Source organism: Streptomyces sp. PH10-H1, assembly GCF_030063355.1.
Taxonomy (GTDB): Bacteria; Actinomycetota; Actinomycetes; order Streptomycetales; family Streptomycetaceae; genus Actinacidiphila.
The window spans coordinates 1-25723 of record NZ_JASISZ010000096.1; the positions used below are offsets into that span (position 1 = coordinate 1).

At 68.9% G+C, this 25723-nt stretch carries 28 protein-coding genes and 4 pseudogenes; 12 read left to right on the forward strand and 20 right to left on the reverse strand.

Annotated elements, in window-relative coordinates; translation table 11 throughout:
- From QMK24_RS36020 to QMK24_RS36030, 3 genes and pseudogenes are all read left to right on the forward strand, one after another.
- Positions 1–1688 (forward strand): phage tail tape measure protein (locus QMK24_RS36020; protein ID WP_283471088.1); only part of this gene is annotated, 1688 nt, incomplete at its 5' end.
- A 62-nt stretch (positions 1689–1750) separates the two neighbouring features.
- Positions 1751–1867 (forward strand): annotated as a pseudogene (locus QMK24_RS36025) (helix-turn-helix domain-containing protein); the annotation flags it as partial.
- Positions 1868–2061: 194 nt separating this feature from the next.
- Positions 2062–3075 carry a tyrosine-type recombinase/integrase gene (locus tag QMK24_RS36030; protein ID WP_283471089.1) on the forward strand — a complete coding sequence of 338 codons (1014 nt, stop codon included), beginning with the start codon at positions 2062–2064 and terminating at the stop codon, positions 3073–3075.
- Between the two features lie 345 nt (positions 3076–3420).
- On the opposite strand, the gene QMK24_RS36035 is transcribed toward QMK24_RS36030, so the two are convergent.
- The 5 genes from QMK24_RS36035 to QMK24_RS36055 all read right to left on the reverse strand — a co-directional run bounded on the left by QMK24_RS36035 (position 3421) and on the right by QMK24_RS36055 (position 6253).
- Positions 3421–4032, reverse strand: coding sequence for a hypothetical protein (locus tag QMK24_RS36035; protein WP_283471090.1), 612 nt, complete (start codon positions 4030–4032; stop codon positions 3421–3423).
- 292 nt (positions 4033–4324) lie between these two features.
- Complete coding sequence (locus QMK24_RS36040) at positions 4325–4573, reverse strand: hypothetical protein (RefSeq protein ID WP_283471091.1); 249 nt, start codon at positions 4571–4573, stop codon at positions 4325–4327.
- Positions 4570–5418 (reverse strand): JmjC domain-containing protein, encoded by an 849-nt coding sequence (locus tag QMK24_RS36045; RefSeq protein WP_283471092.1) that lies wholly within the window; start codon positions 5416–5418, stop codon positions 4570–4572. Before QMK24_RS36045 ends, QMK24_RS36040 begins: the two co-directional genes overlap by 4 nt.
- 100 nt (positions 5419–5518) lie before the next feature.
- Positions 5519–5764 carry a DUF397 domain-containing protein gene (locus QMK24_RS36050; RefSeq protein ID WP_349362007.1) on the reverse strand — a complete coding sequence of 82 codons (246 nt, stop codon included), beginning with the start codon at positions 5762–5764 and terminating at the stop codon, positions 5519–5521.
- A gap of 57 nt (positions 5765–5821) precedes the next feature.
- Positions 5822–6253, reverse strand: coding sequence for a hypothetical protein (locus QMK24_RS36055; protein ID WP_283471093.1), 432 nt, complete (start codon positions 6251–6253; stop codon positions 5822–5824).
- Positions 6254–6380: 127 nt separating this feature from the next.
- Here QMK24_RS36055 and QMK24_RS36060 point away from each other — a divergent pair, with 127 nt between their 5' ends.
- The 4 genes from QMK24_RS36060 (at position 6381) to QMK24_RS36075 (ending at position 9262) form a co-directional block, all read left to right on the forward strand.
- Positions 6381–7715 carry an NsdA family TPR-like regulatory protein gene (locus tag QMK24_RS36060; protein ID WP_283471094.1) on the forward strand — a complete coding sequence of 445 codons (1335 nt, stop codon included), beginning with the start codon at positions 6381–6383 and terminating at the stop codon, positions 7713–7715.
- A gap of 34 nt (positions 7716–7749) precedes the next feature.
- The gene (locus tag QMK24_RS36065) at positions 7750–8298 is read left to right on the forward strand and encodes an NUDIX domain-containing protein (RefSeq protein WP_283471095.1); all 549 of its coding nucleotides are present in this window, start codon (positions 7750–7752) and stop codon (positions 8296–8298) included.
- Between the two features lie 43 nt (positions 8299–8341).
- Positions 8342–8554 (forward strand): hypothetical protein, encoded by a 213-nt coding sequence (locus QMK24_RS36070; protein WP_283471096.1) that lies wholly within the window; start codon positions 8342–8344, stop codon positions 8552–8554.
- A gap of 153 nt (positions 8555–8707) precedes the next feature.
- Positions 8708–9262, forward strand: a complete 555-nt coding sequence (locus QMK24_RS36075; protein ID WP_283471097.1) for a DUF4352 domain-containing protein — start codon at positions 8708–8710, stop codon at positions 9260–9262.
- Positions 9263–9422: 160 nt separating this feature from the next.
- Here the strand turns inward: QMK24_RS36075 and QMK24_RS36080 are convergent, their stop codons facing one another.
- The 12 genes from QMK24_RS36080 to QMK24_RS36135 form a co-directional block, all read right to left on the reverse strand.
- On the reverse strand, positions 9423–11573 hold the full coding sequence (locus QMK24_RS36080) for an ATP-binding protein (protein WP_283471098.1): 2151 nt from the start codon (positions 11571–11573) through the stop codon (positions 9423–9425).
- A gap of 82 nt (positions 11574–11655) precedes the next feature.
- Positions 11656–11817: a hypothetical protein gene (locus tag QMK24_RS36085; RefSeq protein WP_283471099.1), complete on the reverse strand. Its 162-nt coding sequence runs from the start codon at positions 11815–11817 to the stop codon at positions 11656–11658.
- A gap of 19 nt (positions 11818–11836) precedes the next feature.
- A complete protein-coding gene (locus QMK24_RS36090) occupies positions 11837–12157 on the reverse strand; it encodes a hypothetical protein (protein ID WP_283471100.1) in 321 nt (106 codons plus the stop codon).
- Complete coding sequence (locus QMK24_RS36095; RefSeq protein WP_283471102.1) at positions 12154–12864, reverse strand: hypothetical protein; 711 nt, start codon at positions 12862–12864, stop codon at positions 12154–12156. The genes QMK24_RS36090 and QMK24_RS36095 overlap by 4 nt, the downstream gene beginning before the upstream one ends.
- Entirely contained in the window at positions 12861–13229 is a 369-nt protein-coding gene (locus QMK24_RS36100; protein ID WP_283471103.1) for a DUF6907 domain-containing protein, read from the reverse strand. The genes QMK24_RS36095 and QMK24_RS36100 overlap by 4 nt, the downstream gene beginning before the upstream one ends.
- The gene (locus tag QMK24_RS36105; RefSeq protein WP_283471104.1) at positions 13226–13492 is read right to left on the reverse strand and encodes a hypothetical protein; all 267 of its coding nucleotides are present in this window, start codon (positions 13490–13492) and stop codon (positions 13226–13228) included. Before QMK24_RS36105 ends, QMK24_RS36100 begins: the two co-directional genes overlap by 4 nt.
- Entirely contained in the window at positions 13489–13689 is a 201-nt protein-coding gene (locus QMK24_RS36110) for a hypothetical protein (RefSeq protein WP_283471105.1), read from the reverse strand. Before QMK24_RS36110 ends, QMK24_RS36105 begins: the two co-directional genes overlap by 4 nt.
- A 100-nt stretch (positions 13690–13789) precedes the next feature.
- Positions 13790–13990: a hypothetical protein gene (locus QMK24_RS36115; RefSeq protein WP_283471106.1), complete on the reverse strand. Its 201-nt coding sequence runs from the start codon at positions 13988–13990 to the stop codon at positions 13790–13792.
- Complete coding sequence (locus QMK24_RS36120) at positions 13987–14286, reverse strand: hypothetical protein (protein ID WP_283471107.1); 300 nt, start codon at positions 14284–14286, stop codon at positions 13987–13989. The genes QMK24_RS36115 and QMK24_RS36120 overlap by 4 nt, the downstream gene beginning before the upstream one ends.
- Positions 14283–14510 carry a hypothetical protein gene (locus tag QMK24_RS36125; RefSeq protein WP_283471108.1) on the reverse strand — a complete coding sequence of 76 codons (228 nt, stop codon included), beginning with the start codon at positions 14508–14510 and terminating at the stop codon, positions 14283–14285. The genes QMK24_RS36120 and QMK24_RS36125 overlap by 4 nt, the downstream gene beginning before the upstream one ends.
- Positions 14507–14953: a hypothetical protein gene (locus tag QMK24_RS36130; RefSeq protein ID WP_283471109.1), complete on the reverse strand. Its 447-nt coding sequence runs from the start codon at positions 14951–14953 to the stop codon at positions 14507–14509. The genes QMK24_RS36125 and QMK24_RS36130 overlap by 4 nt, the downstream gene beginning before the upstream one ends.
- 107 nt (positions 14954–15060) lie before the next feature.
- Entirely contained in the window at positions 15061–15564 is a 504-nt protein-coding gene (locus QMK24_RS36135; protein ID WP_283471110.1) for a hypothetical protein, read from the reverse strand.
- 112 nt (positions 15565–15676) lie between these two features.
- Here QMK24_RS36135 and QMK24_RS36140 point away from each other — a divergent pair.
- Positions 15677–16402, forward strand: a pseudogene (locus QMK24_RS36140) (ATP-binding protein); the annotation flags it as partial.
- Between the two features lie 180 nt (positions 16403–16582).
- On the opposite strand, the gene QMK24_RS36145 reads toward QMK24_RS36140, so the two are convergent.
- From QMK24_RS36145 to QMK24_RS36155, 3 genes are read right to left on the reverse strand one after another with little or no spacing between them, the layout of a single operon-like run.
- Complete coding sequence (locus QMK24_RS36145; RefSeq protein WP_283471111.1) at positions 16583–17206, reverse strand: DUF6262 family protein; 624 nt, start codon at positions 17204–17206, stop codon at positions 16583–16585.
- Positions 17203–19812: a tyrosine-type recombinase/integrase gene (locus tag QMK24_RS36150; protein WP_283471112.1), complete on the reverse strand. Its 2610-nt coding sequence runs from the start codon at positions 19810–19812 to the stop codon at positions 17203–17205. Before QMK24_RS36150 ends, QMK24_RS36145 begins: the two co-directional genes overlap by 4 nt.
- Entirely contained in the window at positions 19809–20987 is a 1179-nt protein-coding gene (locus QMK24_RS36155; RefSeq protein ID WP_283471113.1) for a tyrosine-type recombinase/integrase, read from the reverse strand. Before QMK24_RS36155 ends, QMK24_RS36150 begins: the two co-directional genes overlap by 4 nt.
- 125 nt (positions 20988–21112) lie before the next feature.
- Here QMK24_RS36155 and QMK24_RS36160 point away from each other — a divergent pair.
- The 4 genes and pseudogenes from QMK24_RS36160 to QMK24_RS36175 all read left to right on the forward strand — a co-directional run.
- A pseudogene (locus QMK24_RS36160) lies at positions 21113–21754 on the forward strand (ATP-binding protein); the annotation flags it as partial.
- Positions 21754–22407 (forward strand): annotated as a pseudogene (locus QMK24_RS36165) (DNA-processing protein DprA); the annotation flags it as partial. The pseudogenes QMK24_RS36160 and QMK24_RS36165, both read left to right, overlap by 1 nt.
- Positions 22408–22472: 65 nt before the next feature.
- Entirely contained in the window at positions 22473–23669 is a 1197-nt protein-coding gene (locus QMK24_RS36170) for a tyrosine-type recombinase/integrase (protein WP_283471116.1), read from the forward strand.
- Positions 23662–25611 (forward strand): tyrosine-type recombinase/integrase, encoded by a 1950-nt coding sequence (locus QMK24_RS36175; RefSeq protein ID WP_283471114.1) that lies wholly within the window; start codon positions 23662–23664, stop codon positions 25609–25611. Before QMK24_RS36170 ends, QMK24_RS36175 begins: the two co-directional genes overlap by 8 nt.
- Positions 25612–25723: the final 112 nt, after the last annotated feature.

The window sequence follows — 25723 nt, forward strand, 5'->3', positions numbered from 1 at the left end:
TGGAGCAGGCCATGAAGAAGGCCGGCATCACGCAGAACAAGCTGGCCATGGACCTGAAGCAGCCGGACGGCCTGTATGTGGCGCTGAAGGACCTCAAGGACAGCCTGCAGCGGGCCGGGGTGTCCGGTACGGAGGCCGACAGTGTCCTGGCGAAGATTTTCGGTGGCGGCCGAAGCGACAAGGCGATCATGTCGCTGATGCAGAACCTCGACGGACTGAAGGAAAATTTCGGGAAGGTTGAGAATGCCGCCAACATGGGCAACTTCGGGCAGTCGTTCAGCAAGACAGCGGAGAACTTCAACTTCAAGTTGAAGCAGACCGAGGCGACGCTCGTGAATTTGGGCATCAAACTCGGCACGGTACTGATGCCGTATGTGGAGAAGTTCCTCGGCTGGGTTCAAAAGGGCGTGGGCTGGCTGGCGGATCACAAGGGCGCTGTCATGGCCCTTGCGGGGGCAATTGGCACAACCCTGGTGGCGGCGGTCATCGCGCTGGGCGCTGCTGTCATTACGGCGATCGGGCCGGAGATCCTGATCGCGGGGGCGATCATCGCTGTCGGCGGTGCGCTCGTTTACGCCTATCAGCACTGCGAGAAGTTCCGGAACATCGTCGACGATGTCGGCCGATTCCTGCGGGGCGCTTTCAAGACGGCCTGGCATGTGGCAGGTGAGGTGATCCACTGGTTCACGACCGTGGTCATCCCCAACGCGAAGCTGGCGATCGCCGCCCTGGTGGCCTGGTGGGGGCAGCACAAGCAGACGTTCATCGACGCCTGGGACAAGGCCGTCAAGGGCGCGCAAACGGCGGTGAAATGGTTCAACCAGAATGTGATCGGGTGGGTGAAAGACCGGATCGCGGACCTGACGTCGTGGTGGCATCAGCACGGCCAACAGGTGATCACCACAGCGAGGTTCATGTTCAAGTACATACAACTCGCCGCGAAAGTCTGGTGGGACGTCTTCAAGGGGCTGCTGGGGGTTCTTGCGGTAACTTGGCGTACCACTTGGGGCATCATCTGGGACACAGCCAAGCTCGTGTGGGCGGCTATCTCGGGTGTCGTGAAATTCGTGATGCATAACATCATGAACACCATCGGCCTGATTCTGGACATCATCACCGGTAAATGGGGCCGCGTCTGGGGCGACATGAAGCACATGGTCGGCCAATCCCTGGGCGACATCATCTCGTTGATCAAGAAAGTCACCTCCGGATTCGGAACGCTCCTCGTGGACGCCGGAATGAATTTGCTCCGAGGCTTGATCGACGGGATCAAGTCCATGACCGGCGGCCTCGGAAGTGCGATGGGCGACGTCACGTCGTTCATCTCTGGTTTCCTCCCGCACTCCCCGGCCAAGTACGGCCCCCTCTCCGGTACCGGCTCCCCTCAACTGGCAGGCGCCCGCATCGGCTCCATGCTTGCCGACGGCATCGCCGGGTCCACCGCACGCGTCGGCCACGCAACAAGCCGCCTCGTCGGCGCGGCAGCCCTGTCGGTCGCCGGATCCTCCGGCGGCCTCGGCGTCCTGTCGATCGGCGGGGGCGGCGGGGGTCAGGTGCACCATCACCACGTGACGGTCCACGTCGCGGGCTCCGTCCTCGCCGACCGGGACCTTCGGAACGTCGTCGAGGAGCAGATGCTTCGCCTCGGCGGCCGCAATTCGAAGACCTACCAGCCCTACCGCCGATGAACGACCCCGGACAGGCGGCCACGGTGAGAATCCGTCGCACCCCGCCGGCCGAGCTGGGGCCGATGCTGGCCGCGGCCAGGCTGCGCGCCGGCGTGTCGCAGCGGGAGGTCGGCCGTGCGTGCGGCTTGTCGTTGCCCTACATGGCCAAGCTTGAGGGCGGCCATCTGTGTCCGTCCCGGTCAGCAGCCGAACGGATAGCTGACGTCCTCCAGCTCGACGAAGCCGAACGGGCGCAGCTGTTCGCCGTGGCCGTGACCGATGCGGGCCTTGATCACCCGCACCGAACGGGCCGAATGGTGCCCCCGAAGGCGATGCCCTAGGGCATTGGTCAACTCCCCAGAGACGGCAGGATAATTACTGTTATCCTGCCGTTATGGATGAGCCGTCAGAAACGTTGCCCAGCACCGCGCTTGCCGTCCTCGCCTCCGGATCCGTAGAGCTTCCCGATGCCGGGAAGCTTCGCGTCGAGCTCGAGACGTTCTACGCCGACGACACTCCGCGCCTCGTCTCCATGTGGTTGATGAGCAAGCGGTCCATCCACACCCGCCGTAGCTACGCCCGCGGCTTCAAAGCCTGGGAAGCGTTCTGCCGGTCCGTCGACATCCACCCGCTGGCCGCACGCCGACCGCACGCCGACGCGTACATGCGTGGCATGGAGACTGACGGCGCGCCGTCCACGTCCGTCGCGCACGCCCTGTCGACGGCCAGCTCGTTCTACCGGTACGCGATCAGCGTCGAGGCCACCGAGCGGAACCCGTTCGCGAACGTCGACCGGCCGTCCATCGACCCGGACCACTCCGACACCGAGGGTCTGACCGAGGTGGAGACGGCCCGGCTGATTGATGCGGCCCGTGCCCTGTCGCCCCGCGCCTACGCCCTGGTGCTGCTGCTCTACACCCTGGGCCTGCGGGTCGACGGCGCCCTGGCCGCCGACGTCTCCTCGCTCGGCCACGACCGCGGGCACCGCGTCTTGACCGTCCAGTTGAAGGGCGGCCGGCGGGGCAAGAAGCCGTTGCCGCCCATCACGGTCGACGCCCTCGAGACGTACCTTGCCGGCCGCACCGAGGGGCCGCTGTTCATCACCAGGACCGGGGCCCGTCTGCAGGAGCCGGAGGTGTGGAAGCTGCTGCGCCGCCTGGCGAAGCGTGCCGGCCTGCCGCAGGTGGGGACGATCCACCCGCACGTGCTCCGCCACGGATTTATCACGGACTCGCTTGAGCAGGGCGTGCCGTTGCATGTCGTCCAGGATGCGGCGGACCACAAGGACCCGCGCACTACGCAGCGGTACAACCGGGGCAGGAAGCGCCTCGACGGGCACCCGGCGTACACCGTGGCCGCGGCCATCGCCGAACGCCTGGAACAGCGCGAGGAACCTGGACCTCCATAACGGAGGGCGTGCCCTCCGACCCGGCTCTTCGCGCAGGGGTACGCATTGCTGCGTACCCCTTACCGTGCGATTCGCTGGTTATTTTATAACCGCGATTCCCACACCCAAGGGGTACCCCCGCCGCGGATACCCTCCCGCAGGCTTTGTGAGGGACAGCCCGTCCTCCACAACCATGGGCTTACGCCCATGGTTGCCGTCCGGCAGTTGTTGCTCAGACGGCACAACTGGGGCGGTTTGCGGGGGTCGGGTTGACCCTCGCAAACAGAGGTCCCGCTAGGACCCCACACTCGTCTGAGACCTGCCTGGTCCCACGGACCATGCAGGCGCCGACCGGAGGCGTTACGGCTAGCCAGCCGCGATCTTCGCTGCGTCGGCGTCCGCTTTCGCGAGCCCGGCCAGTGCGTCCGTCGCGTCCCTGCGAGTAGCCGCGTTGGGGGCGTCCGAGCTCAGCCCGTCCACGGCGAACTGAACGACTGCGCTGGCTCCGTCGCCGTTGTCTGAACGCCACTGTTCGATGAGGTCCGTCGGCTCGTTGTCCGCGGTGAAGTGCTTGTCGGCCTTCGAGAAGTCGGGCATGTATCGGGTGTCGGTCAAGAGCGCTTGGTACCAGGCTGTGTAGGCCGGCGTTCCGAGCAGGCTTTGGCCCTTTGCGAGTTCGTCCCGGTAGTGCTGGTCATCAGCCGTGAGGATCGCGGCTGCGGCCTGCCGATCCGCCGCTGACGCCTTCGCCGGGACCTTCGGGGGCGCCTTACTGGCAGGCGCCGCGGTGGTCTTCACGGGTGCCGCCGTGTGCGTCAGTGACGGGCTCGGAGGCTGCGTCGCCGGGACAGCCACGGTGCTGGGGCTGCTGCTTGCCGTCGGCGACACCTCCGCAGCCGGCTCGGTTGCCGTCTTCTTCGGCGGCCCCACCACCGTCCCAATGATGAACATCAGCGTCAGGAACGCCACCACGCCCACTGACGACCACATCAGCACTCGCTTCCACCGTGCCATCGGGGGCCGCGGCACCGGATTTGGATTTGGCTGCCCCCACTGCGGCCCCTGAACATCCTGTGATTCCACAACGCCCCCAAAGCTCGGCTGAGACCCGGAGCATTCCAGGCGGCACGCCCCCTATGGGACACAGTTGCCGAGACGTGACAAATGATCGAGATAGGGAGAGGCCCCGCCCGGGATACACCTACCGGGCGGGGCCTTCGTGCCGTCCTCGCGGCAGGGGGATGCTGCCGCGAGACCGGGTCTGTGAGGATCAGTCGTCGTCGGAGGATCGGAAGCGGGTGAACAGCCCGGAGCCGTGGTCGGCGAGGAGATGCTTGTACCGGTCGCCCTCGTCGAACTCTTCGTAGTCGGTGATGGCGTCGCCGGCGAGGATGAGGCTTTTCGCGCAGCCGAGGCACCAGTCCTTGCCAGTCTCCAGGTCGCGGAGGTCCGCCGGATGGACGGAGCAGAACGAGCACGGGCGCCGGTGCTTGCCGCCGGATGCCGGGCGGTCGGTCACTTCACCCCCAGGACGCTGAACTGCTGAGCGGTTCGGACGGCCGCGGCCGGGGCCTGCGGGTCCAAGGCTGCGAGCCGGTCAGCGAGCCCCTGACCAGTCTGGGCGATCAGCGCCTCCATGTCCTCGTTCGAGAGGTTTGGGGGCAATGCCGCACGAAGGTACGGATCGGCGGTCACATGCGCCAGGAGCTGCTGTACGAGCCAGAAGCGGGTCAGGAGCTGCACGCCGAAGGTGATGTGCAAGGAGCGACGGTCTGTGGTGTGGCCGTGGTGGACCCATCCGCGGGGGATGAACAGCACCTGCCCGGCGGACAGTTCGATCTCCATGTCCGGCTCGTCGGTCGCGCGGGTGAGCTGTTCGTCGGTGAAGCCGATGGCTGTCCAGCGGTGCCGTTCTAACGGGTCGGTGAAGACTGGCCGGCTGAGCCGCCACACCTTGGCGCCGTCCGTCTGCGCGAGGAAGACGTGGTGGGTATCCCAGTGCGGGCCGTAGCCGTGCGCGTGCGCGGGCGTGCTGTACGCGTTGCCGGTCACGGGGTGACCGAGCTCGGCGGCGAGCTGCTGGCAGAACGCGACCAGCGGCGGCCACGTGATGTGGAGTCCGTTGAGGACCAGGGTGCTGGCCCGATCGTCTGCGTCCGGGCGGCGCGGGTCGATGGTGCCGCCGCGGACCATGCCCATCTCGATGGGTCGCAGCCCGGGGTCGGCGACGATCCGCCGGACCGCGTCCAGGTCGAGGAGCTCGGCCAGGTCGCCGCGGTCCCGCTCGTACACGGCAGGGGTGTCCGGCCACGCTTTGCGGAAGGTGTCGGCGTCGCCGGTGAGCCGGTCGAGTGCTGCGGGCATCGTGTCTCCCAGGTCCAGGCGCGAGGCGTGTTTGCACGTCTTATGGGTTCACACGTCCCGGCCCCCGGCGGGCAGCCAGGGGCCGGGGGCACGGGGCGGGTTAGGCGAGGTGGTCGAACTCTCCGGCCTTCGCGCCGGCGAGGAACGCGGCGAACTCCGACTTGCGGTAGACCAGCGGCGTGGCGCCCGGGTCCTTGGTGTCGCCGATCGCCACCATGCCGTCAGGGGTACTGGCAACGGCCAGGCAGTCGTCGAGGTGCTGTTGGTTGGAGCGGCTGGACTTCACCCAGTCCAGGCCGGGCATGGCCTGCGGGCGGAAGTGGGGCAGGGCGGCGGGCTCGGACACGGTTCCTCCAGGGTGTGGGGTGTTCCGGTCGCCGGCTGACGGCCGGAAGTCTGCGGACTACGGGCGGCTGGTGACGAACCGTCGCTCGCGGTAGCGGGGCTGGCCGTCGGTCCCTTGGGGGTGCTCGGTGAGCGGCATCACCCGATACGCGACGACGCACTTGGCGTCGGCGTAGATGGGCCGACCGGGTCCGGATGCGACCTCGGTGAAGCCGATCACCGTTGCTCCGGCCTTTTCGATCGGATCATGGCAGTACCGGCACCAGGCGTGCGGCACCAGGAGCACCCTCGGGCGACAGACCGGCTCGCACGCGTACAGCTGCACGTCGCTCTCATGCGCGCCCTCACCGACGCGGACGACGTCGATGAGCCGCGCCCGGTAGAGGCGGCCCCTGCAGTACCCGCAGTCCAGGCCCCGCAACTGGTCGACGGTCAGCCGCTTCGGGTCGAGGACCGGCGTCGTAGGCGCGGCCGATGCATCGGTGTCCATGGATCAAGGGTTCCGCTCATGCCCGCCGCGCGGCAGTGTGTGTCAAGTGCTGGCACTGGTGCGGGGATCGCACACTGTGTGAATCCAATCCCGCTACGCTCGTTGCCCTGAGTGAAGCGGGGATCGCATGGAGCCAAACACCCTGTTGGACGCCCTCCTCGACGAGGCGGGCATGTCCCACGTGGGCCTAGCCGCACGGGTCAACCAGCACGGAAGAGCGTGCGGGGTGGCGCTGCGGTACGACCACACCGCAGTGATCCGGTGGCTCAAGGGCCAGCGGCCCCGCGGGCGGGTACCGGACCTTCTGTGCGACATCTTCGCCGGCCGCCTGCAGCGACCCATCACCGTCGAGGACATCGGCATGGGCAAGCCAGCCGCCCTCCAACCCACTGCGGCGCTCGACGGCTTCATTGCCCGCTCGACGGCCCTGTGGCGCGGAGACGAGCAGAAGCGCCGCGACCTCTTCGAGTCGCCCACCATCACGGGCCTGCCCGCAGTCGGACCGGTCTGGGAATGGGAGAACCCCCCGGACGACAACGACGTATCCCGGCCCGGCACGCCCCGGGTCGGGCTGTCCGACGTGGAGGTACTGCGGACCGCACGGAACCACTACGAGCAGATGTACCGCAAGGCCGGTGGGGTAACCACCCGCAGCCGGGTGATCGGTTTCCTCACGCACGAGACGGCGCCCCTACTGCGGGGCTCGTACTCCGATGCCACCGGCCGGGAGCTACACCGCGCCGTCGGCGGCCTGGTCGCCGTCGCGGGCATCTGCTCCTACGACAGCGACGCCCAGGGCCTGGCGCAGCGGTACTTCCACCAGGCGCTGCGCCTGGCAAAGGCATCCGGCGACCGGGCGTTCGGCGGGTACGTCGTGGCGCTTCTGACGAACCAGTGCCTGTACATGCGGGAGTACCGCCAGGCAGTCGCGTTCGCCGAGGCCGGCCTACGCACCGCTGGCGCCCACATCTCGCACGCCCTGGCCACCGACCTGTACGCGATGCAGGCCAAGGCGTACTCGCGCATGGGCGACCAAGCCGGCGCCCACCGGTGCATGCTCCTCGCCGAGTCCTCAGCCGGACAGATCCGCCCCGACGAGGAACCGGCCGAAACCGGGTACGTCCAGCCCGGCCTCGTCGAAGCGCAGCTCGCCGACGCACTGATGCGGCTGGGGGACCTGCAGCCCGCCCAGGACTACGCCCGCGAAGCGGTCAGGGTGCAGACCCACGCCCGCGGCCGGGTGCACCGGCTGGCGACGCTCTCGGACATCGAGTTGCGCAGCGGTGAGGCGGACCTCGCCGCGTCCACGGCGCTCGAGATGCTGACGCAGGGGCAGGGCATGGAGTCGCAGCGGCTGCGGGACCGGTTCGTATCGGTCCGCAAGAGCCTCGCCGAGCACAGCAGCACGGCGACCACCGAGGCAGCCGAGCGCATCGACGCCAGCCTGCGCGTTCCGTACTGACGGGTGCACTGTGCTGGAATGCTGCCGTACCTTGATGAGAGGCGGCAGGCCCGTGGAGTGGCAGAACCTCGGCGAGCGGACCGTGTACGAGAACCCGTGGGTACGGGTGAACATGGCCGACGTGCAGCTGCCCGACGGCCGCCACCTCGACCACACCGTAATCCGGCTGCGCCCGGTCGCCGTCGCCACGGTCGTCAACGAGGACAACGAGGCGCTGCTGCTGTGGCGGCACCGGTTCATCACCGGCGCGTGGGGCTGGGAGCTCCCGTCCGGCGGCACCGGTGAGGGGGAGGACCCAGCAGCAGCAGCGGCGCGGGAGTTCGAGGAGGAGACGGGGTGGCGGCCGGGCCCAATGCGGCTGCTGCTGACGGTGGACCCGCAACCCGGTATCTCGACGTCGCATCACCGCGTGTACTGGTCGGACACCGCCGATTACCTCGGGCCGCCGGCGGACGCGTTCGAGTCGAGCCGGCGGGAGTGGGTGCCGCTCAAGGACGTGCCCGCTCTGGTGGCCCGCGGTGAGATCCGCTCGGCGAACGCCGTCGCGGCGCTGCTCATGCTCCATCACCTGCGCGTCGGCTAACGGCCGGGGTGCGCCATGATCGCGCCAGGGGCAGGCTGGGCGTATGGATGATCAGCCGCCGGTCGTCGTGCACCCGCTGAGCGACGGTGCGCGCCGCGTGACGATACGAGGGCAGGACTTCGGCCGCGCGCTCCACGCCGGGGATCTCATCGAGTTTCTGCGCCGGGCCGGCCTGGACGTCGAGGACGCCGACCTTGCCAACCCGGACTTTTTCGAGTGGCGGGGCGGCGGTCCGGACGACTGGCCGCAGACATGACGACGCCCCTGTCCTCCCGGTGGAGAGCGGGGGCGCAGCGTTGCCGAGTTGCCGTGTCACGGTTCGGACACGCTGTGTCACGGTCCGGCCACTACGCCTCGAGGGGTTCGGCCCCGTCGCTACGTTGATCCCCTCACTTCCCAGGGGGGAACCATGCGCATCCGCACCACTGCCATCACAGCTGCCACGGTCGTCGCGGGTCTGATGCTCGTGAGCTGCAATACCAACGACGTCGCCAAGAGCACCCCGGCGACCGGCAAGTCCGCACCAGCTGTGGCCACTGACGGCACGCCGGACGCGAAGGCGTCGGCTGACAAGAGCCTGGCCCTGACAGACACCGCCACATACGAGAACAAGGTCAAGGTGTCGTTGGGCAAGTTCACGCGCGGCACCTCCGGCGAGAACGGGTTCCCTGCAAGCACCGCCTACGTGAAGTTCACGGCGACGATCACCAATGGCAGTGCGAAACCGCTCGACCTCAGCTTGCTGCAGACGAAGTGCCAGTACGGCGACACGGGCAAGGAGGGCGAGCAGATCTTCGACTCCGAACACGGAATCGAGGGTGCGCCCACCACCCACCTGCTGCCCGGCCGCACCAGCGCCGCCACCATCGCCTGCGCAATGCCTAAGGCCGAGCACTATCTGCAGATCGAAGTGACACCGGACTTCGAGTCGACGGCCGCTATCTTCGCGGGCAAGCTCCAGTAGCGGGGGCGCGGGGCGCCATTTCGCAGGTCTCAAGGCTGATCTTGCCGGTCTGTAGTCTGCCTCCCTGCCTCCCTGACAGGGGCGTTAGCGCTGGTCAGCCCCTATGTGGCGGGTCAGGGAGGCGGTTGGGGAGAACTCCCCGCCTCCCTGGCGCCTCCCTCTACTCGTCGTCGGCCTCCGCGGTGTCCTCGGCACGCTCGTTGAGGGCTTCCTGCACCCGGGCCCGGCTCACGTGCATGATGCCGCTCGACTTGTACGGGGCGGCATCGACCGCGTCCAGGACCCGCGTCAGGTCGGAGGCTGTCCACTCCCGGTACTCGGCCGGGTTGCGTTCGGCGAGGCGCTGGCGGACTTCGTCGGTGCGCATTCGCTGGGCGTCGCCGAGGACGGCGGCGATGTCGACGAGCGGGTCGGCTTCCTCGGCCGGCTCGGCTGCGGCCTGGGTGGTGGCGCCGGCGCGGCGGGCCTTGATGCGCTCGGCGATCTCGTCGGCCGCGGTGTCGTCGATGTAGTGCGTGCGGATCGTCAGGGACGACTGGCCCGGGGCGAGCTTCACCCCGTCACCCGCGACGACCACCACGCCCTTGTCGAGGCCCTGGCGCAGCTTGTGCGGTGCGGCGCCGCCGTCGATGGCCTTCGCGCCGAGCGCCATCTTCGCTTGCTCCTCGGTGCCCAGGACCAGGGCGGCCCGGATGTGGTTGCCCTCGCGGGACCGCTTGGGAAGGTTTTCGTTGGTCGGGTCCTGCGTGCCTTCCCAGGTGGTGACGCTGACCGCGCGGCCCTGGTCGTGGATGGCCTTGATGCCCTTGAAGTAGCGGGAGGTGGCCTTGCTCCCACCGAAGGGCCGGCCGTCCTCGCCCTTGGCGCCCGACCCGTAGGCGACCTGCGCCTCGTCCACGATCACGATCAGCGGGTCGAACTTCGTGCCCTTGGGCTGCTGCAGACGCCACATCATCTCCGCGACGGCGTCCTCCACCATGAGCGTCACCGCGATCACGTGCTCGTCGGTCGGGCCCTCGATCAGGACCGTGGCGATGCCGGTCATGCACGACCAGTCGCCGATGCCCTTGAGGTCGCCGACCCGGAACTCGACATTCACGTCGTGGCCCACCCAGAGCGCCATGGCCCGCAGGCTGGCGGTCTTGCCCTGGTTCGACAGGCCCGTGATCAGGAAGTGGCACTGGTAGATGCTGAGCATGGCGGCATCGCCGCGCAGGTCGACACCCCACGGGGCCCGGCCGGACTTGTAGTCGGCGCTGGTGTCCGGATCCAGAACCAGCGGAGACGGCCCGATCGGCTCGTCGAGGGCGCCGGAGTCTGCGATCCACAGGTTGACCGTGCGGGCGGCCTGCGCCTTCGTGACGAACACTTCGTGCTCGTGGCGGCCCAGGTTCTCGGCGAGCTTGCGCCGGCGGTTCATGACCTCCTCGGTGGACACCCCCGACGGCAGCAGCACCTCGACCTCAACGCCGCAGCCTGCGAGGACGATCGGGGAGAGCATCCCGGCGCCGCCGTCCTCCATGCCCTTGATCGCGTTCTTCAAAGGGCCGATGCCGAGGTCGCGCATGGCGGTGACGACGATGGAGGGCGTGATGGGCTCGCCGTCCGTACCGCGCTGGCCCGCGGGCAGGGCCCAGGCGGGGGCGGTCTGTTGGCGGCGTCCGGTGTTCCACAGCCCGAGGAATGCCAGCCACGGGGCGAGCCACACGGCCGGCCCCCAGATGAACATGACGATGACGACGGCCCACCGGATCGTCTCGATCGTCACCATGACGGGGGCGAGGATCAGCGCGGGGTTGCTCTCGGCGATGGCGAGGACCACGCCCAGGCCGAGCGCGCCGCCTGCGGTTGCGGCGGTGCCGACGGCGGCGGCCTTGGCGATGCGCTGCGGTGCGGTGAGCAGGTCCATACGCCGCTGGTGACGGGCGGCACGGAACTGACGGCCGCGCTCCTCCCACTCCGTGACGGCCTCGGGGTTACCGGCGGCTTCAGCGGTGCGCATCATCCGCTCGTACCGGGCGGCGGTGCGCCCGTCCCAGGCGCGGCGGGCCAGGATGTGGGCGCCTCCGGCCACGTACAGGCTGTGCCGGGCGATCAGGCGGCCAGCAGTCACCGTGTGGTCGTGCGTGGCGATGACCCGCACCCTGCGGGCGGCACGCGTCAACGCAGGGGCCAGCGCCTCAGCTTCTGCCGGTGCGGCTTCCTCCGGTACTGGTACGTCCTTGGTGAGCTGTACCGGTACAGGCTGGCGGTGGTCGTCGAGGCGGTGCACGGTGCCCACGTCTGCCACCTCGGTCGCGGTGTCCGTCATGATGTTGGTCTCCTGTGCTCGTGAGGGTGCGTGGGGCCCGGGGCGGCCGGCTGCTTGGCGGTGGACGGCCGCCCCGGGGTCGTTACTGGCCGGTCTCGCGCTTGCTGGCGGCGGCGAGGATGCGGTCGATGCGCTGCTTCTGCCGGGTGGTCAGCTCGCCCTTGCGCAGGGCGGCGACGCCGACGATGGCGAGGATCTGGGTCATCTCGCGGTGGTTCACGTGGTCGTAGTCGCTGATCCGCATAGCTGTCTGCTCCTCCGAGTTACCGAATCTTGCCGGTCTGGTACTCGCGCCACATGCCCCGCAGCACCAGGACGCAGATGGTCAGGGCTACGACGGCGATGGCCAGGGTGATCAGGGCGATGGACAGGCCGATCAGGATCGCGACCAGGACGAAGGCGACGACGGCCAGGGCGATCACGCCGAGGCAGCCGGCGGCCAGGTACGCGGCCCACGGGCGGGCGACGATCGGTGTGGTCAGGACTGCGGCCGGGGTGGCGTCGCGGTAGCGGAAGAGCGGCCGGCCCTCGCCGTCGATACCGATCTGCTCCAGCTGGACGGGCTGCTGCTGGGGGAGGTTCACGGCCGGCCTCCGAGTTCCTTCGCGGCGGCCAGGACGCGGCGGCCGTAGCGGTCGGTGGTACCGAGGTGTTCGCCGACGGCTTTCCCGGACAGGGCGGGCTGTTCCGCGAGGAGCGCGGCGACGTCCCGGATCTGGTCGGGGCGGACCTTGTGGTTCCGGGCGAGGAGCGCGGCGGCCGTCAGCTCGGGCTCAGGTACCGGGGGCAGTTCCGGGCGGGCGGGCAGCGGGCCCTTGTAGCCCTTGTCGAGGGAGAGGTGCGGAACCGCCACCGGAACCTTGATCACCGGGGCGGGGGCGACCCGCTCAACGAGTACCGCCGTGGGTTCCGCGACTGTCGGAATTCCGACAGACGGCTCCTTGTGGCGGGCGAGTGCGTGGGTCCTCCAGATCGCTACCGGAACCAGCAGCGACACGATGACGACCATGGGGACGTTGACGGCCATCACGTGCGCGTCGAGGAGGTGCGCGGCGACCTGGGCGGCACCCATGAGGGCGAGACTCAGGGCGATGTCGGCGGACCGGAACCAGCGCAGGGCCGCCACGACGTAGGCGTCGATGGCGACGGGCAGCATCGTGGCGACGGCCGGGCTGGCGCCGAGGGTGCGGGCGAGCTGGTACTCGGCGGACGCGGTGAACGCGATGCCGGCGCCGAGGGACAGTCGGGTCAGCCACACCCGGGTCTGGTCGGGGTCCTGGGTGGCGGTCACTGGTGGGCCTCCTGGATTACGGCGAGGTGGTGGGCGCGGATCCGGAGCCAGCCGGCGTACTCGGCGAGCTGGTCGGCGAGGCCGTGCAGGGCGCCGGGTGTGTGCGGGTACCAGTCGTGGCCGAGGTCGATGTTCAGGAACGGGTGGGTGTTGTCCGGGCTGTACGGGCGCTGTTCGAGGGCGGCGCACAGGATCGTGACGGGCCCGCGGGCGGTGTCGAGGGTGAGGCCGGTCTCGGCGCCGAGGTGCGTGATGTCGACGCGGTCCTCGCCGCCCGGGTGCCGGCCCAGGCACCAGCCCGGTTCGGGGATGGTGACGGGCCCGTGGTCGGCGGTGTGCACCGTGACGGTGCGGGCCACGGTCACTGGTCGTCCATGCGGATGAACGGCGCGTAGGTGACGGGCCGCTCGGCCGTCCAGGTGCGGAGTGTCTCGGCCGAGTCGGTGGCGGTCAGGTACTGCGACTTGAGGAGATGGGCGACGACTACACGGACGTCCCCGGTACGCCGGTCGAACAGGGCCAGGCGGGCCAGGTCGTCGACCGGGTCCTTCGCGGCCGGGACGATCAGCGCGTCGTGGATGGCCTGCAGCAGCTCGACGACGTCGGCGGGCAGGGCGGTGGCGCTCATCGGGCCCGCCCCCGCACCATCAGGCCGCGGTACGCGACGGCGGCGAGGACCAGGCCGACGATGGCCGGCTGACCGGCGGCCCACAGTGCCGGGGCCAGGACGGCGGCCAGCAGGGCGGTAGCTGCGGCGATGATGACGGCGGGCGGGACGAAAGCGATCAGCAGGCCGAGGAGCACGCCCAGGGCGATGAGCTTCATCACGGGCCCCTTTCCAGGGGGAGAGGTGGCCCCGCCCTACGCAAGGGCGGCGGTAAGGGACATCGCGTCCCCTACGCGGGCGGGACCGGGAGAGGTTGGGTCAGGAGGCGCGAGCGGGGCCGCCGGCGTTGCGGACGATGGCGAGGCCGAAGTACCGCAGCCCGAACCGGTCATCGACCGCATAGGCGTGCACCATGGCGTCGAACAGGACCTCGACGGGCAGGGGCCCTGCCGCGTTACGGCTGGCGTTACGGATCGCGGCGTCCTCGGTGGGGCGCGGGATCGGGAAGCGGGCGCTCATGGCCTCGCCCCCTTGGTGGGCGGCTGCCACACCTGGTAGTTGACGGGGCTGGCGCTGATCCAGTCGCGAAGCTCGGCGGTGTGCTCCGCCACGTTCTCGAGCGGGATGGCGAGCAGGGTCACGAGGACGGCCTGCACCTCTGCGAGGCGCATATCGACCACGTCGCGGTGCGCGCGCCGGTTCTTCTTGCCGGCGGCCGGGAGCGGCACGTCGAGATGGTCACGGATCGTGGTGAGCAGCGCGACGACTTCCGGCTGCAGCGCGGGGAACTCCGGGTCGAGGAGGCTGTCTGTCATGCGCTCGCCCCGACCTTCTGTACGAGCATGTGCGCCACGCGGACGCGCTCGGTCGGGTCCTGGCCGGCGGGGAACACCAGGCGCGGCGTCTCGCCCGGCTCGGTCGAGTACCAGCCCTGAACGTTGGAGCCGCTACGGAAGGCGGCCGGGTCGAACTCCACGACGTCCGCGCCGAGGAACAGAGCCAGGATCCGGATCGCCTGCTCGGCGTCGGCGGCCGTCATGACTGCCGCTCCGCGGGAAGCTGCTCGACCATGGTCTTGAAGCCTGCGGTGAACGCTTCGAGCGAGGCGAGCATCTTGCGGGCGGCCTCGGCGTCGAGGAACACCCCGTTCCCTCCGCAACCGAAACTGATCTCCGGCTGGTCGCCGACGAAGCCTTCGTCCAGGGTCAGGCACGCGTCCATCAACGACTCGTCGCCCTCGAACTCCAGCCCATCCGGAACGGGCAGATACAGCGTGGCGCTCGTGTGGTCCATGGCCAGGCGGTTGGGCGAGGTGTTGGTGCTGGGGATGCAGTCCAAGCACCAGGGAAAATGTTCCGGGCGCCCGGCGGCCGGCTGTGGGACCGCTGACAGTCTGGCCTGCGTCATGCGGGCCCGGCGCAGACTCTCGTCGGCCTGGATCACAGCGGCGCCGTTGACGGGCGCGGATAGGGTGATGCTCACGGCTGGACTCCTTGTTGTGAAGGGTCTGGCCCAGGCCCCGGACGATGCTGATACACCGTCCGGGGCCGTCCTGCGTTTGCAGGCGGGCCGGGTGCAGCAGGGGTTGGTCAGGCGGCGGTGAAGTGCTCGCGGTCGATGCGCGCCACCTCGTACAGCGACGGCTCCAGGACGGCGGTCCGCTCGACCTTGAGGCTCGGAGCGGAGCGCTTCATGGGCACCTGGCCCAGGCCGTTGGCCTTGAAGATGCGGGCCACCTCGACCAAGTCCACGGTGTGCCGGGCCGACGGGGTACGGGACACCGTCCACGCCCCGTACCGGCCGGCGGGAAGCCGGTCCAACACCTTGCGGGCGGCACGCTTACCGCGATCCGCACGGCGCGCCTGCTCGGCGGCACGGTCCAGCTCGGCGGCGGCGGCCTCGATCGTCTCGACGGCCGGGATCTCCTCCGGGGCGTACAGGCCGGCCGGATCCGGGGCGGTGATCTCTTGCGCCTCAACCATGAGGGAGGCGGGGGAGACGACCGAACGAACCGCGTCGGCAACGGCCGAGAGGAAACGGCGGGGAGCGGGCGTCTGGCGCTCCACCCGGTTACGCATGAGAAGGTTCAGCACAGCGGACTCCTGGTTCAGTCAGGTTGTTCCGTCAGGCCCGCCTCGGTGTTGAAGCACCTTGGCGGGTCGCCCCGTTTCCGGGGCGTGCCAAGAGTGTGTTCCTCAAAGTATTGACCTCGCCGTCGCCTGTGCGGTGCTCGCCGCGAACGAACGGATCGCCCCCAGGGCCATCGCCGATCTGATGATGATCGGCGAGCTGGGCCTCGACGGCCGGGTGCGGCCCGTCCGCGGTGTCCTGCCCGCCGTCCTCGCCGCGGCCGACGCCGGCTACCGGCATGTCGTCGTCCCCGAACGCACCGCGGCCGAGGCGTCGCTGGTCCCGGGAGTCTCGGTGCTCGGCATCCGCACCCTGCGCCAGCTCGTCGCGATCCTCAACGACGAAGCGGTCCCGGAAGAGGAGGAGGGCTGGGACGAGGGCCGTCCCGATCCTCTGCTCGCCGGGCTCGCGGTGCCGGGAGCCGGGATGGGCACCGGAGTGTCCGACCGGGAGGCGCTCACCGATCTGGCGGACGTCGCGGGCCAGCACACCGCCCGGCGCGCCCTGGAGATCTCCGCGGCGGGAGGTCATCACCTCTATCTGCAAGGCCCGCCCGGTGCGGGCAAGACGATGCTGGCCGAGCGGCTGGCCGGACTCCTCCCCAGGCTGACCGCCCAGGAATCCCTTGAAGTCACCGCGGTGCACTCGGTCGCCGGGATCCTGCCGCCCGGCAAGCCACTGGTCGACACCCCGCCGTACTGCGCCCCGCACCACTCGGCCACCATGCCCTCCATCATCGGCGGCGGCAGCGGCCTGCCCCGGCCGGGAGCGGTGTCCCTGGCCCACCGGGGCGTGCTGTTCCGAAAGTTTTCCGGCCGAGAGCGTCCGCAGACTGGCTGTGACCTGGGACTGAACATAGCGAACATGTCCGGGATGTTGGTAGGCAACTCGTGGTTGGTCGCTCGGATGAGTGATCGGGGTGATGCTTGCCGCGCGCCGAGGGCCCAGCGCTTCGCGCTGGGCCCTCGGCGTAGAGATCGGTCAGATGGTCGGGAAATCTGTCCCTTGTGTCCCTCGGGGCGTCGCGGTGTGGTGCTCGGTGAGCTGAACTTCGAGGTCAGCGATGCGCTTGTCGGCGAAGCGGACGTTGTCGCGGGCAGCAGAGAGCTTCCCGGTCAGGGACTTGCCCTCGGCCGTCAGCTCGCGGATTCGCCTCTTCAGGTTCCCGTTGTCGGTGATGATCCGGGCGATGTCCTCCTGGGACCATTCGCTCCGCAGGTCCCGGACCTGCCCGATCAGCTCGGCGATCTGGTCGCGCTGGGCGAGGATCTCGGCGTGAGCGCTCTTGAGGGCGGCCTCGGTGTTCAGGGCCCGCTCGCGCCAGGACGCTTCGAGTTCATCCTGGATGGCCTGGCGGTCCTGAACGCGCCTCCCGGCGGCCTGGTTCATCGCCTCGTCGACCAGCGTCCGGGCGTCGGAGTGTTCATAGAGGAACGTCCGCGAGACATCAGCGGTCCGTGCGACCGAGGCCATCGTGATGGGCGCCCGAGTTTTGATCATCTGGTCCAGGACGTCCTTGATCCGGGCCAGGCCGGCTGCCGTCTTTTGCCGCCGGACCTCCAACGCGCGGGAGGTGCGGGCGGCGGGAACGGTCGGAGCGGTCATTCGGTCATCTCCGGCAAGTCGCTGGTGTCGTCGTCGTGCACGTCGACGAGGTCGCTGGCCCTGAAGGCAAGGCTCCAGAGCCGATGGAAGTAGTCCTGAGGGCGTCGCAGGTCCAGCGCGAGCGCGTCTTCGAGCAGTCCGAGGCCGGCCAGGGCCTTCTCCAGGCCGTCGATCGCGCGGGCGGTGGGCTCGAATGCCTGGTGCAGGTAGTCGGCGGTCGCGTCGTCGGGGGCACGTTCAGCAAGAGTCCGCCACTGCTCGGCCTTGCGTCGCCAATAAAGGAGGTCGGCGCCGGACATGACGAACTTGTCGCAGTTGTGGCAGTCCATGTTCCACGGGCAGGCGTCCCCGCGAACCACGGGCTGGAAGGTGCAGAAGCCGCCTTCGGCCGGTGTGCTGCGGCGGGCCAGGTCCAGGGCCATCGCCTCGGCTTCTGCCTTGGTCAGTCCTTCGGCCGGCGAAATGAGGAGCTGACCGGGGTTGGACGAGCCCGGGCCGCCGACCCAGACCCGCTCCAGGACCTCATCGACCTCGGAGGAGGCGACCTTCGCGTAGTGCTCGGCCATCCGCTGGGAGACCTGGCCGAGGTACTTCTTGATGTGGTGCAGGCCAGCGCCGTGCTTGAGGAGATTGGTAGCCAGGGTGTGCCGTGCCTGGTGGGGGACCCATGCGCCGATCTCGAGGTCTTCGAGCCAGCCGCTGAAGCCGGTATGGAAGAAGGTGTACGAAATCGGGACCGTGCCCTTCGGGTTGCGACTGCGCGAGGGGAACAGGGCCAGCTGGGCCCGTTCCTTGGGGGTGGGCGTCCGGCCGTGGCGGTCCTCGAAGCGATCGAGGGTGATCTGCTGGCGTTTCTGCAGCCGCAGGTAGAGCGTCTCGGGGATGCGGATCGCCTCGTCGAGGTTGCCGACCTTGGTCTGGTCGTGCCAGAGGAACGGGACACGGCGCTGGATCGTGATGCAGTCCAGCCTCAGCCGCAGCACCTCATTTGCGCGGCGGCCGGTGAACACCAGGGCTTCCCAGGCGTCGCGGAGCCCATGGTTGTTCGGGTCGTAGCGGTCCGCCAGCATCTGAAGGTTCGTCTGCTCGGCCAAGGCCCGGGCGACCGGGTCGGGGAACGGGCGCCGGGCCTTGAGGGCGGGGGTGCCGCCGGTCGGCAGCGCGACGACGAACTTCCTCGACAGCCCGATCTCCTCAGCCCGCCCGGTGTCCAGGGCAAAGCGCAAGATCACCCGAGCGTGGTTGAAGATGAACCGGCCGGTGTTCTCGGTGACCGTGCTCGGCTTCCCCTTGTGACCGCGGACGCCCAGAGCGGGCAGGCTCTCGCGGATCCGCCGGTTGTGGTCGGCGACAAACCGTTCCATGTGCTCCGCGTCCAGCAGTCGCGGATCGTGTCCGCCCTCGGGGGCCGTGATCTCCAGGAAGGCGCCCAGCTCGACGCAGGACCGCCGGTCGTTGTCGAGTGGGCCGGTGCTGCGAGGTCCCTTCGGGGATCGCAGCCGGTCGGCGAGGTGTTCCCAGAGCAGGTCGCGCAACCATCGCTGGGGAACGTTCGTGAGGTCCCAATTGCTGTGCCGCTGAGGGAACTTGACTCCGAAGTGCTCGGTCTCGATGTAGCCGGCCTCCTTGGTTTCCTCCATGGTGAAGTAGACGATCCGCAGCTCGGTCAGGGCCTCGTGCAGGATGAAGCGCTTGCGGGCGTCCAGCTGGCTGCGTTCCTCGGCGAGCTCGGTCAGCGAGCCGACGCGGCGTTCGCGGACCAGGTTCACCAGCTGCTGAATCCACCAGGTGGGCCAGTAGGTGTGGGCGCCTCGCTGGGTGTGGGCGAACAGCGCCCACTGCAACTCGGCTCTCACCAGCGGCGGCAGCCCCTGGAGGTTGATCGTGCCGGCCCGCGAGACGGGGTGTGTGGTCTTGCACCAGCGCAGGAACGTGGCCTTGTCTCCGTAGAGGATCGGGACGCGGCGGCCGACCATTTCGTAGCGGTTGAACCACTTCGGCGGCCGATAGGCGTGGCCGGGACGGCCCTCCGCCTCGTAGCGGATTTCGTGGACCCAGCAGAGCCCGAGCGGGCTGCTGGCCAGGGACTGGCAGGAGGCGACGACGCAGTCGCCGTAGCCGTGGAACGGCTCGGTCTGCGTCGCGAGCCAGTCCTCGAAGACGAGAGCGGACTCCGTGGCAGAGGCCTTCTTCCAGCGGCCGTTGTGGGCCAGACACAGCTCGAGCCCGTGGTGGCGGGCCGGACGAACCAGGCAGATCCGGCAGACCGGGGGCTCGCCCGCGCGGTCGTAGAACTTCTCGGGCTTCGCGTCGCGCAGGAACTCGCGGCGCGTCAGCTGCGGGTTGACCTGGCGGCCGCGGTCCCACTCCATCTTGTGGGGGTGGCACAGATCGCGGGCGTTGGTGCGGGAGTGGTTGCAGTCCTCCACCCGGCAGAGCCATCCGAAGACCGGGTGGTCGGCGGGGACGTGGATCAGTGCCTCGCGGAAGAGCGGCTCGACGTGCGGACCGCCGAGCAGGGCGGTCAGTACTTCCAGGCGGTCGCGGGTCTCCCGGCGTTGGGCCGGGTCGACGATGGTGTGCAGCGGCAGCAGGGTTTCACTCACTGCATCTCACCCCACGCCGTCAGCAGGGCCGAGTTGAAGGCGGGGTCGTTGACATCGACGTGCGCGTAGATCTCATCGACCGTCTGGGTCGAGGCCCAGCCGCCGGCGTCCCGGACGATGACCAGGTTGCCTTCCGCGGCATCCAGCACAGCGTTCGCCCAGGTGTGGCGGAACATGTGCGGGCGGATCAGTCCCAGCCCGGCGCGGAAGCCGGCTCGCTTGAGCATCTTGCGGGCGCCCTCGGGCGCCCAGGGCATCCCCTTGTCGGGCCCGTGCTGCTGGACCAGCAGCATGCCGTGCGCGGCGCCGCGCGGGTACTCGCTCATCATGTAGTCGAAGTAGGCGTGGATCATCGCCGGGCTGACCCGCTTGATCAGTCCGCCCCGGATCACTCCGCCGTCGAACTCCCAGGGCCACTTCGTCTTCGCGCGGGCGTCGGTGACCAGCCCGTCGCGGTGACAGACATGCGCGTGCGGAGTGCGGCACTCGCCGCAGGCGGCGTCCTCGCGCAGGTGCAGGTCGGCGAGGTGGAGACCGCAGTACTCGCCGATGCGCAGGCCGCCGTCGCTCAGCCACTCCACGGTCATGCGGTCGCGGGCCGAGTTCACCTTCTCCAGCAGGACCTCGCGGGCCCCGTCCGGCAGCATCTTCTTGTGCCGGCGCCGCAGTTCCGTCGGCGCGAGCGGGTTCGCATCCATGCTCCGCTTGAGGTGCCCCAGCAGAGCGCGGTCCTTGTCGTGCTGCGTCGGCAGCCGTTCCAGATCCAGGGCATCGGCGAGTGCCGCGTTGATGCCCAGCTCGGCCTGTCGCAGGTAGAAGCCCTTCAGGCAGGCCGCGGCACCCCGCAGAGCGTCGTTCTGGTACGGGCTCTTGCCCACCCGCCACGGAGATCCGTACGGCATCGAGACCTTCGCCCCGACGGCCTTCATGTACCGCTCGAGATCCTGGTAGCCCACGGCCTCGGGCGTCAGCCCCTCGTGCTCCAGCCACCGCAGATGGTCGACGAGCAGATATGCGTACGTCCGGTCCGAGCCCCTGCCCGCGTACGGGGCGAGGTACCGCTCCGCTGCCGGATGCAGCCCGCTCATCGAGTCCAAGATGGTGTACGAACGGCTACCGTCCCGGTGCCGCACCTTCTGAACCCTGAGCTGGCCCATCGTCAGTCTTTGTGCCACGTGTCCTCCATGCCGACTGTGCTGACATCGCGAACATCACGACGCCGGTCGGCAAACGAGGTCGGGATGTCCCAGGTCACCGCCCTCCACGGACATCACGAACAGCACTCTTATAGGCCGGAAAACTCGACGAGGCACCGGAGTTCAGCGGCCGGGTGCTCGACGCGATGCGCCAGCCGCTGGAGTCCGGCCATGTCGTGGTGGCCCGCTCCGCGGGAGTGATGCGGCTGCCCGCGCGCTTCCTGCTCGTACTCGCCGCGAACCCCTGCCCGTGCGGACGGCATTCGCTGCTGGGACTGGGCTGCGACTGCTCACCTGCCTCGGTCCGGAGGTACCAGGGGAGACTGTCCGGACCGCTCCTGGACCGGGTGGACCTCCGGGTCCAGGTCGAAGCGGTGACCCGGTCGGAACTGATCGAGGGCGCGTCGGGCGCCGAGCCGACCGCGCGGGTGGCGGACCGGGTGCGGCAGGCCAGGGAACGGGCTGCGGTCCGGTATGAGGGCACCCCCTGGCGGACCAACAGCGAGGTGCCAGGCCATGAACTGCGCACCCGCTGGCAGGTGGGCCCGGCCGGACTGCGGGAGGCCGAGCGGGACATGGAGCGCGGGCTGCTCACCGCCCGGGGCCTGGACCGGGTGCTGAGAGTGGCCTGGACGATCGCGGATCTCGCGGGCAGTGAGCGTCCCGGCCCGCCGGAGATGGCGGAGGCCCTGCAGCTGCGTACGGGTATCGCCCGCGGCGTGCCGGCCGTCATGGGCGGTGGCTGATGGCGGTCACCGAGGAGGAACGGCTCGCGCGCGCAGCGCTGACCCGGATCGCCGATCCCGGCGACGAGACCGTCGGCGAGTGGCTGCGGGACCGCGGTCCGGAGGAGGTGGTGCTGGCGATCAGGACCGGGGCGGAGCACTCGGGGGCGAGCGAGCGGCGGATGGCCGGGTACCGGATACGGGCGGGGGCGCTGGACCCGGCCGCGGATCTGGCCGCCGTGCGGGCACTGGGAGGACGCTTCGTGTGCCCGGGGGACACCGACTGGCCGGCGCAGCTGAACGACCTCGGGGTGCGGCGGCCCTATGGCCTGTGGGTGCGGGGACGCCCGAAGCTGCGGATGTGGGCCCTGCGGTCGGTCGCCGTGGTGGGCGCCAGGGCCTGCACCGACTACGGCGCCCATATGGCCGCCCGGCTGGGTGCGGGTCTGGCCGAAGCCGGCTGGGTGGTGGTCTCGGGTGCGGCCTACGGCGTGGACGGCGCCGCCCACCGGGGCGCGCTGTCGGCGGCCGGGGCGACCATCGCGGTGCTGGCGTGCGGGGTGGATGTGCCCTATCCGCGGGGGCATGATGAGTTGATCGCCCGTATCGCGGAACAGGGCCTGGTCATCGGAGAGTTGCCGCCCGGCTCCCACCCGACTCGCAGCAGGTTTGTTAACTGCACCTTCTGAGGCTCGTTGAGCAGGACGACGTTCGTCTGTTCAAGGAGGCTCGAGTGACGATGTCCTTGCACCACCAGCTGATCGAGGGGCGGATCGACTTACCCCGGATCGGGTCAGTGGTTCAGCTGGAGACTCAGCACCCGCCGTATGTGGTGCTGGATGGGGCCCGGCAACTGGTCGAGCCGGCGGTTCCCTATCTGCGAGACCTGTCGCTGAGCGACAGCAGCCCGTTGACGGGCAAGAGTTACGCATACGACCTGCTGCGGTGGTTCCGCATCTTGTGGTTCCTGGATGTCCCATGGGACAAGGCGGTGGAGGCGGAGGTCGCAGCCATAGTGGGATGGCTGCGCACGGCCCCAAATCCGCAACGGCGCCGGACTGACCCAGCGTCGCCCCCGCCCGGTTCGGTCAACCCGCGCACCGGCAAACGGTACCTGCAAGCCGGGTACCAGCCGAGCACGATCAACCACGTCTTAACAGTCGTCAGCAGCTTCTACGACTTCCACCAAGAGCAGGGCCGAGGCCCGGTCCTCAACCCAGTGCCGCTGTCTGCGGCCCGCCGGCGGGCGCTGGCCCACCGGAGCCCAGACGAGACGGTGCAACCGTTCCGCCGCTCCCGACTGCGGCAGCGGGTCTCTCAAGGCGATCCCCGCGCGATCCCAGACGCCATGTGGGATGAATTCTTTGCCACGATGAGTCACGACCGGGACCGGGCCGCTGTCCTGCTCTACGTCTCCAGCGGGGCCCGCGCCTCAGAACTGCTGGGAGTTACCCCGGCGGACATCAACTGGCAGGGCCAGACTGTCTATGTCATCTCCAAGGGAACCAAGTTGCGCGAGCCGATCCCGACCAGCCCACAGGCCATGGTGGTGCTCGCGGCCTATCTCGATGCAGCCGGGCTGCCTCCGGCCCATGAACCGGTCTTCCGAACTCGCCGCGGGCCTGAGAAGTCGCTGAGCTACTGGGCGATGCGTCGCGTCATCCAGCGAGTCAACGCCAAGCTGAAGACGAACTGGACCTTGCACGACCTCCGGCACACGGCAGCCGAGCGCATGGCCAACGATCCGCACCTGACGCTCGTCGAGGTGCGAGCAATCCTGCGCCATAGCAATCTCGCCACCACCGGCCGGTATCTGCGGGCCCGCGTCGAGGAACTCTTCGACGCGCTCCAGGCCCACTACAACCGGCCGCGCGTCCAGCCGACCATCGCACCGGGATACGACCCCGATGACTTCAAGGCGGTGTTCGGTGGCTGACACCACGATCACTCAGGACACCTACACCGGTCGCAACCGGCGCACGAACTACCGCGACGAGCCGTTCATCCCGGCCCCCGCCTCCCGCTTTGATACCTCCATCAAGGCCGCTCCAGCGGCACCGCCCAAGATCCACCCGGGCCCGTTCGGAGACCTGTCCCGGGCCCCGGCCCGCGAGATCCGCGGACTGGTGCAGTGGGACGTGCGGCCGTCGAACTGCAATCGTCATCTGCTCGGCTTGGATCAGTTGTTCGAGCACCTCAATCAGCACCCCGGAGCAACCTGGCAGGAGCGGTGGCAGGCCGCTGGCTTCGACGCCGACGATGCCCCATCCATCGGGGTGCTGGCCTGCAATGGCGATCGATACAGCCAGTCGTACCTGGTCTCCGCGCTGAGGTGGCTGTTTTGCCTGCGCGTTGTCCAGCCGTCCGTCGCGGGCCTACGCGCCAACAAGTTCAACGACTTCGCTGGAACCTTTCGAAAGATCCACAACGACCGCTATCTGAACCAATTCTTCAAGGCGGTCGACTCGACCGAGTACCTTCGGGACCTCCACAAGACCAGGGCCAAGTTCGACGTCACGGCGGCACTGACCACCCAGGGCATCGCCCTGGAGGACCTGACGCCCTCGGCCCTGTTGCACTACTCGGTGGAGAGCAGGCGCCTGGGCGTCGTTCCCAGCTCCACCGGACGCACCGGTCGGTTCGCCGCGCTCGGGGCCTGGCAGGTGCTGCACACCATGGGGCACTTCCCGGCGGAGACGCCTCCGACCCTGCGCGCGTTCATCTATACAGGTCAGCGAACCGTCACCCAGCTCGTCGACCGCTACCCCATCCGTCATTCGAGCGTGCGCCAGCTCTTGATCGACTACCTGACCCGGCGGCAGGTGGAGATGGACTACGTCTCGCTCGAGGGGCTCGCCCGCCGCCTGGCGAGCCAGTTCTGGGCGAAGATCGAGAAGATCAGCCCCGGGCAGCAGGACTTCGGACTCAGTCTGGACCTCTACGACCAGTGGCGGGCTGAGATCCAGGTCTGGGACAGGGATTCGACCAAGCAGCGCCAGGACCCTTCCAACATCCTCCTCGCGGTCCGCGGGTTCTACATGGACCTGCACACCTGGTCGATCGGTGAGCCCGAACGATGGGCGCAGTGGGTGGCTCCCTGCCCGGTCCGACGCCGGGATCTGAAGGGATTCGCGCAGCGCAAGCGCGAGGTCAATCACCGCATGGCGGAGCGAGTCCGGGCCCGCCAGCCGCTGCTGCCCACGCTGGCTGCCCATATTGAGACCCGGCATGAGTACCTGATCGGTCTCCTACACGCCGCCCGGCAGGTCGCGCTCGGCGAGCCCTTCACCTACGAGGGCCGCGGCTATCGCCGCACGAACTCCGAGCGCGACCAGCAGCGCGAAAGGAAGGAGACAAACCCGGCGATCAGAGTCGTCGGCGTCGACGGCGATGCGGTCGACGTGACGGCCGCCGAGGAGACCGCCTTCTGGGAATGGGCCCAGTTCGAGGTACTGCGGCACAGCGGCATCCGCATCGAGGAACTGGTCGAGCTCACCCACCTCAGCATCCGGCAATATCAGCGGCCCAACGGCGAGGTTATTGCCCTGCTGGTCGTGGCGCCCTCCAAGACCGAACGCGAGCGCGTCATCCCGATGTCCGCTGACCTCTTCCACGCGATCGCCCAGATCATCCGGCGGCTCACAACCAACGGACGCCCTATCCGCCTCCTCAGCCGCTATGACCCGCACGAAAAGACCTGGTCAGAACCCATGCCGTTCCTCTTCCAACGGCAGTCGGGCACCCTCCACGGCGTTATGTCACCCACCACCGTGTTGCACATGCTCGCCCGCAGCTGCGAGGAACTGGCCGATGCCAACCCGGCCTTCGATGACCTCACCTTCACCCCTCACGACTTCCGCCGGCTTGTCTCTGCTTAGTTTGCGTGTGGCGATTGACTCTAACTGGGCTGATGGCCAGGGGGTTTGGGCTTTGCACTGAGCCGTGTGGTGTTTCTACTGTCAGCACCCATGATCCTGAGCTTCTTCTCAT

Bases quoted from the DNA above. Each gene is read 5' to 3' on its own strand.
- QMK24_RS36065 (WP_283471095.1), top strand. From the start codon at position 7,750: ATGAGAGGCGGCAGGCCCGTGGAGTGGCAGAACCTCGGCGAGCGGACC.
- QMK24_RS36105 (WP_283471104.1), bottom strand. From the start codon at position 13,492: ATGAGCGCCACCGCCCTGCCCGCCGACGTCGTCGAGCTGCTGCAGGCC.
- QMK24_RS36075 (WP_283471097.1), top strand. From the start codon at position 8,708: ATGCGCATCCGCACCACTGCCATCACAGCTGCCACGGTCGTCGCGGGT.
- QMK24_RS36110 (WP_283471105.1), bottom strand. From the start codon at position 13,689: ATGAAGCTCATCGCCCTGGGCGTGCTCCTCGGCCTGCTGATCGCTTTC.
- QMK24_RS36125 (WP_283471108.1), bottom strand. From the start codon at position 14,510: ATGACGGCCGCCGACGCCGAGCAGGCGATCCGGATCCTGGCTCTGTTC.
- QMK24_RS36030 (WP_283471089.1), top strand. From the start codon at position 2,062: ATGGATGAGCCGTCAGAAACGTTGCCCAGCACCGCGCTTGCCGTCCTC.
- QMK24_RS36080 (WP_283471098.1), bottom strand. From the start codon at position 11,573: ATGACGGACACCGCGACCGAGGTGGCAGACGTGGGCACCGTGCACCGC.
- QMK24_RS36045 (WP_283471092.1), bottom strand. From the start codon at position 5,418: ATGCCCGCAGCACTCGACCGGCTCACCGGCGACGCCGACACCTTCCGC.
- QMK24_RS36055 (WP_283471093.1), bottom strand. From the start codon at position 6,253: ATGGACACCGATGCATCGGCCGCGCCTACGACGCCGGTCCTCGACCCG.
- QMK24_RS36145 (WP_283471111.1), bottom strand. From the start codon at position 17,206: ATGACCGCTCCGACCGTTCCCGCCGCCCGCACCTCCCGCGCGTTGGAG.
- QMK24_RS36120 (WP_283471107.1), bottom strand. From the start codon at position 14,286: ATGACAGACAGCCTCCTCGACCCGGAGTTCCCCGCGCTGCAGCCGGAA.
- QMK24_RS36115 (WP_283471106.1), bottom strand. From the start codon at position 13,990: ATGAGCGCCCGCTTCCCGATCCCGCGCCCCACCGAGGACGCCGCGATC.
- QMK24_RS36170 (WP_283471116.1), top strand. From the start codon at position 22,473: ATGTCCTTGCACCACCAGCTGATCGAGGGGCGGATCGACTTACCCCGG.
- QMK24_RS36070 (WP_283471096.1), top strand. From the start codon at position 8,342: ATGGATGATCAGCCGCCGGTCGTCGTGCACCCGCTGAGCGACGGTGCG.
- QMK24_RS36060 (WP_283471094.1), top strand. From the start codon at position 6,381: ATGGAGCCAAACACCCTGTTGGACGCCCTCCTCGACGAGGCGGGCATG.
- QMK24_RS36085 (WP_283471099.1), bottom strand. From the start codon at position 11,817: ATGCGGATCAGCGACTACGACCACGTGAACCACCGCGAGATGACCCAG.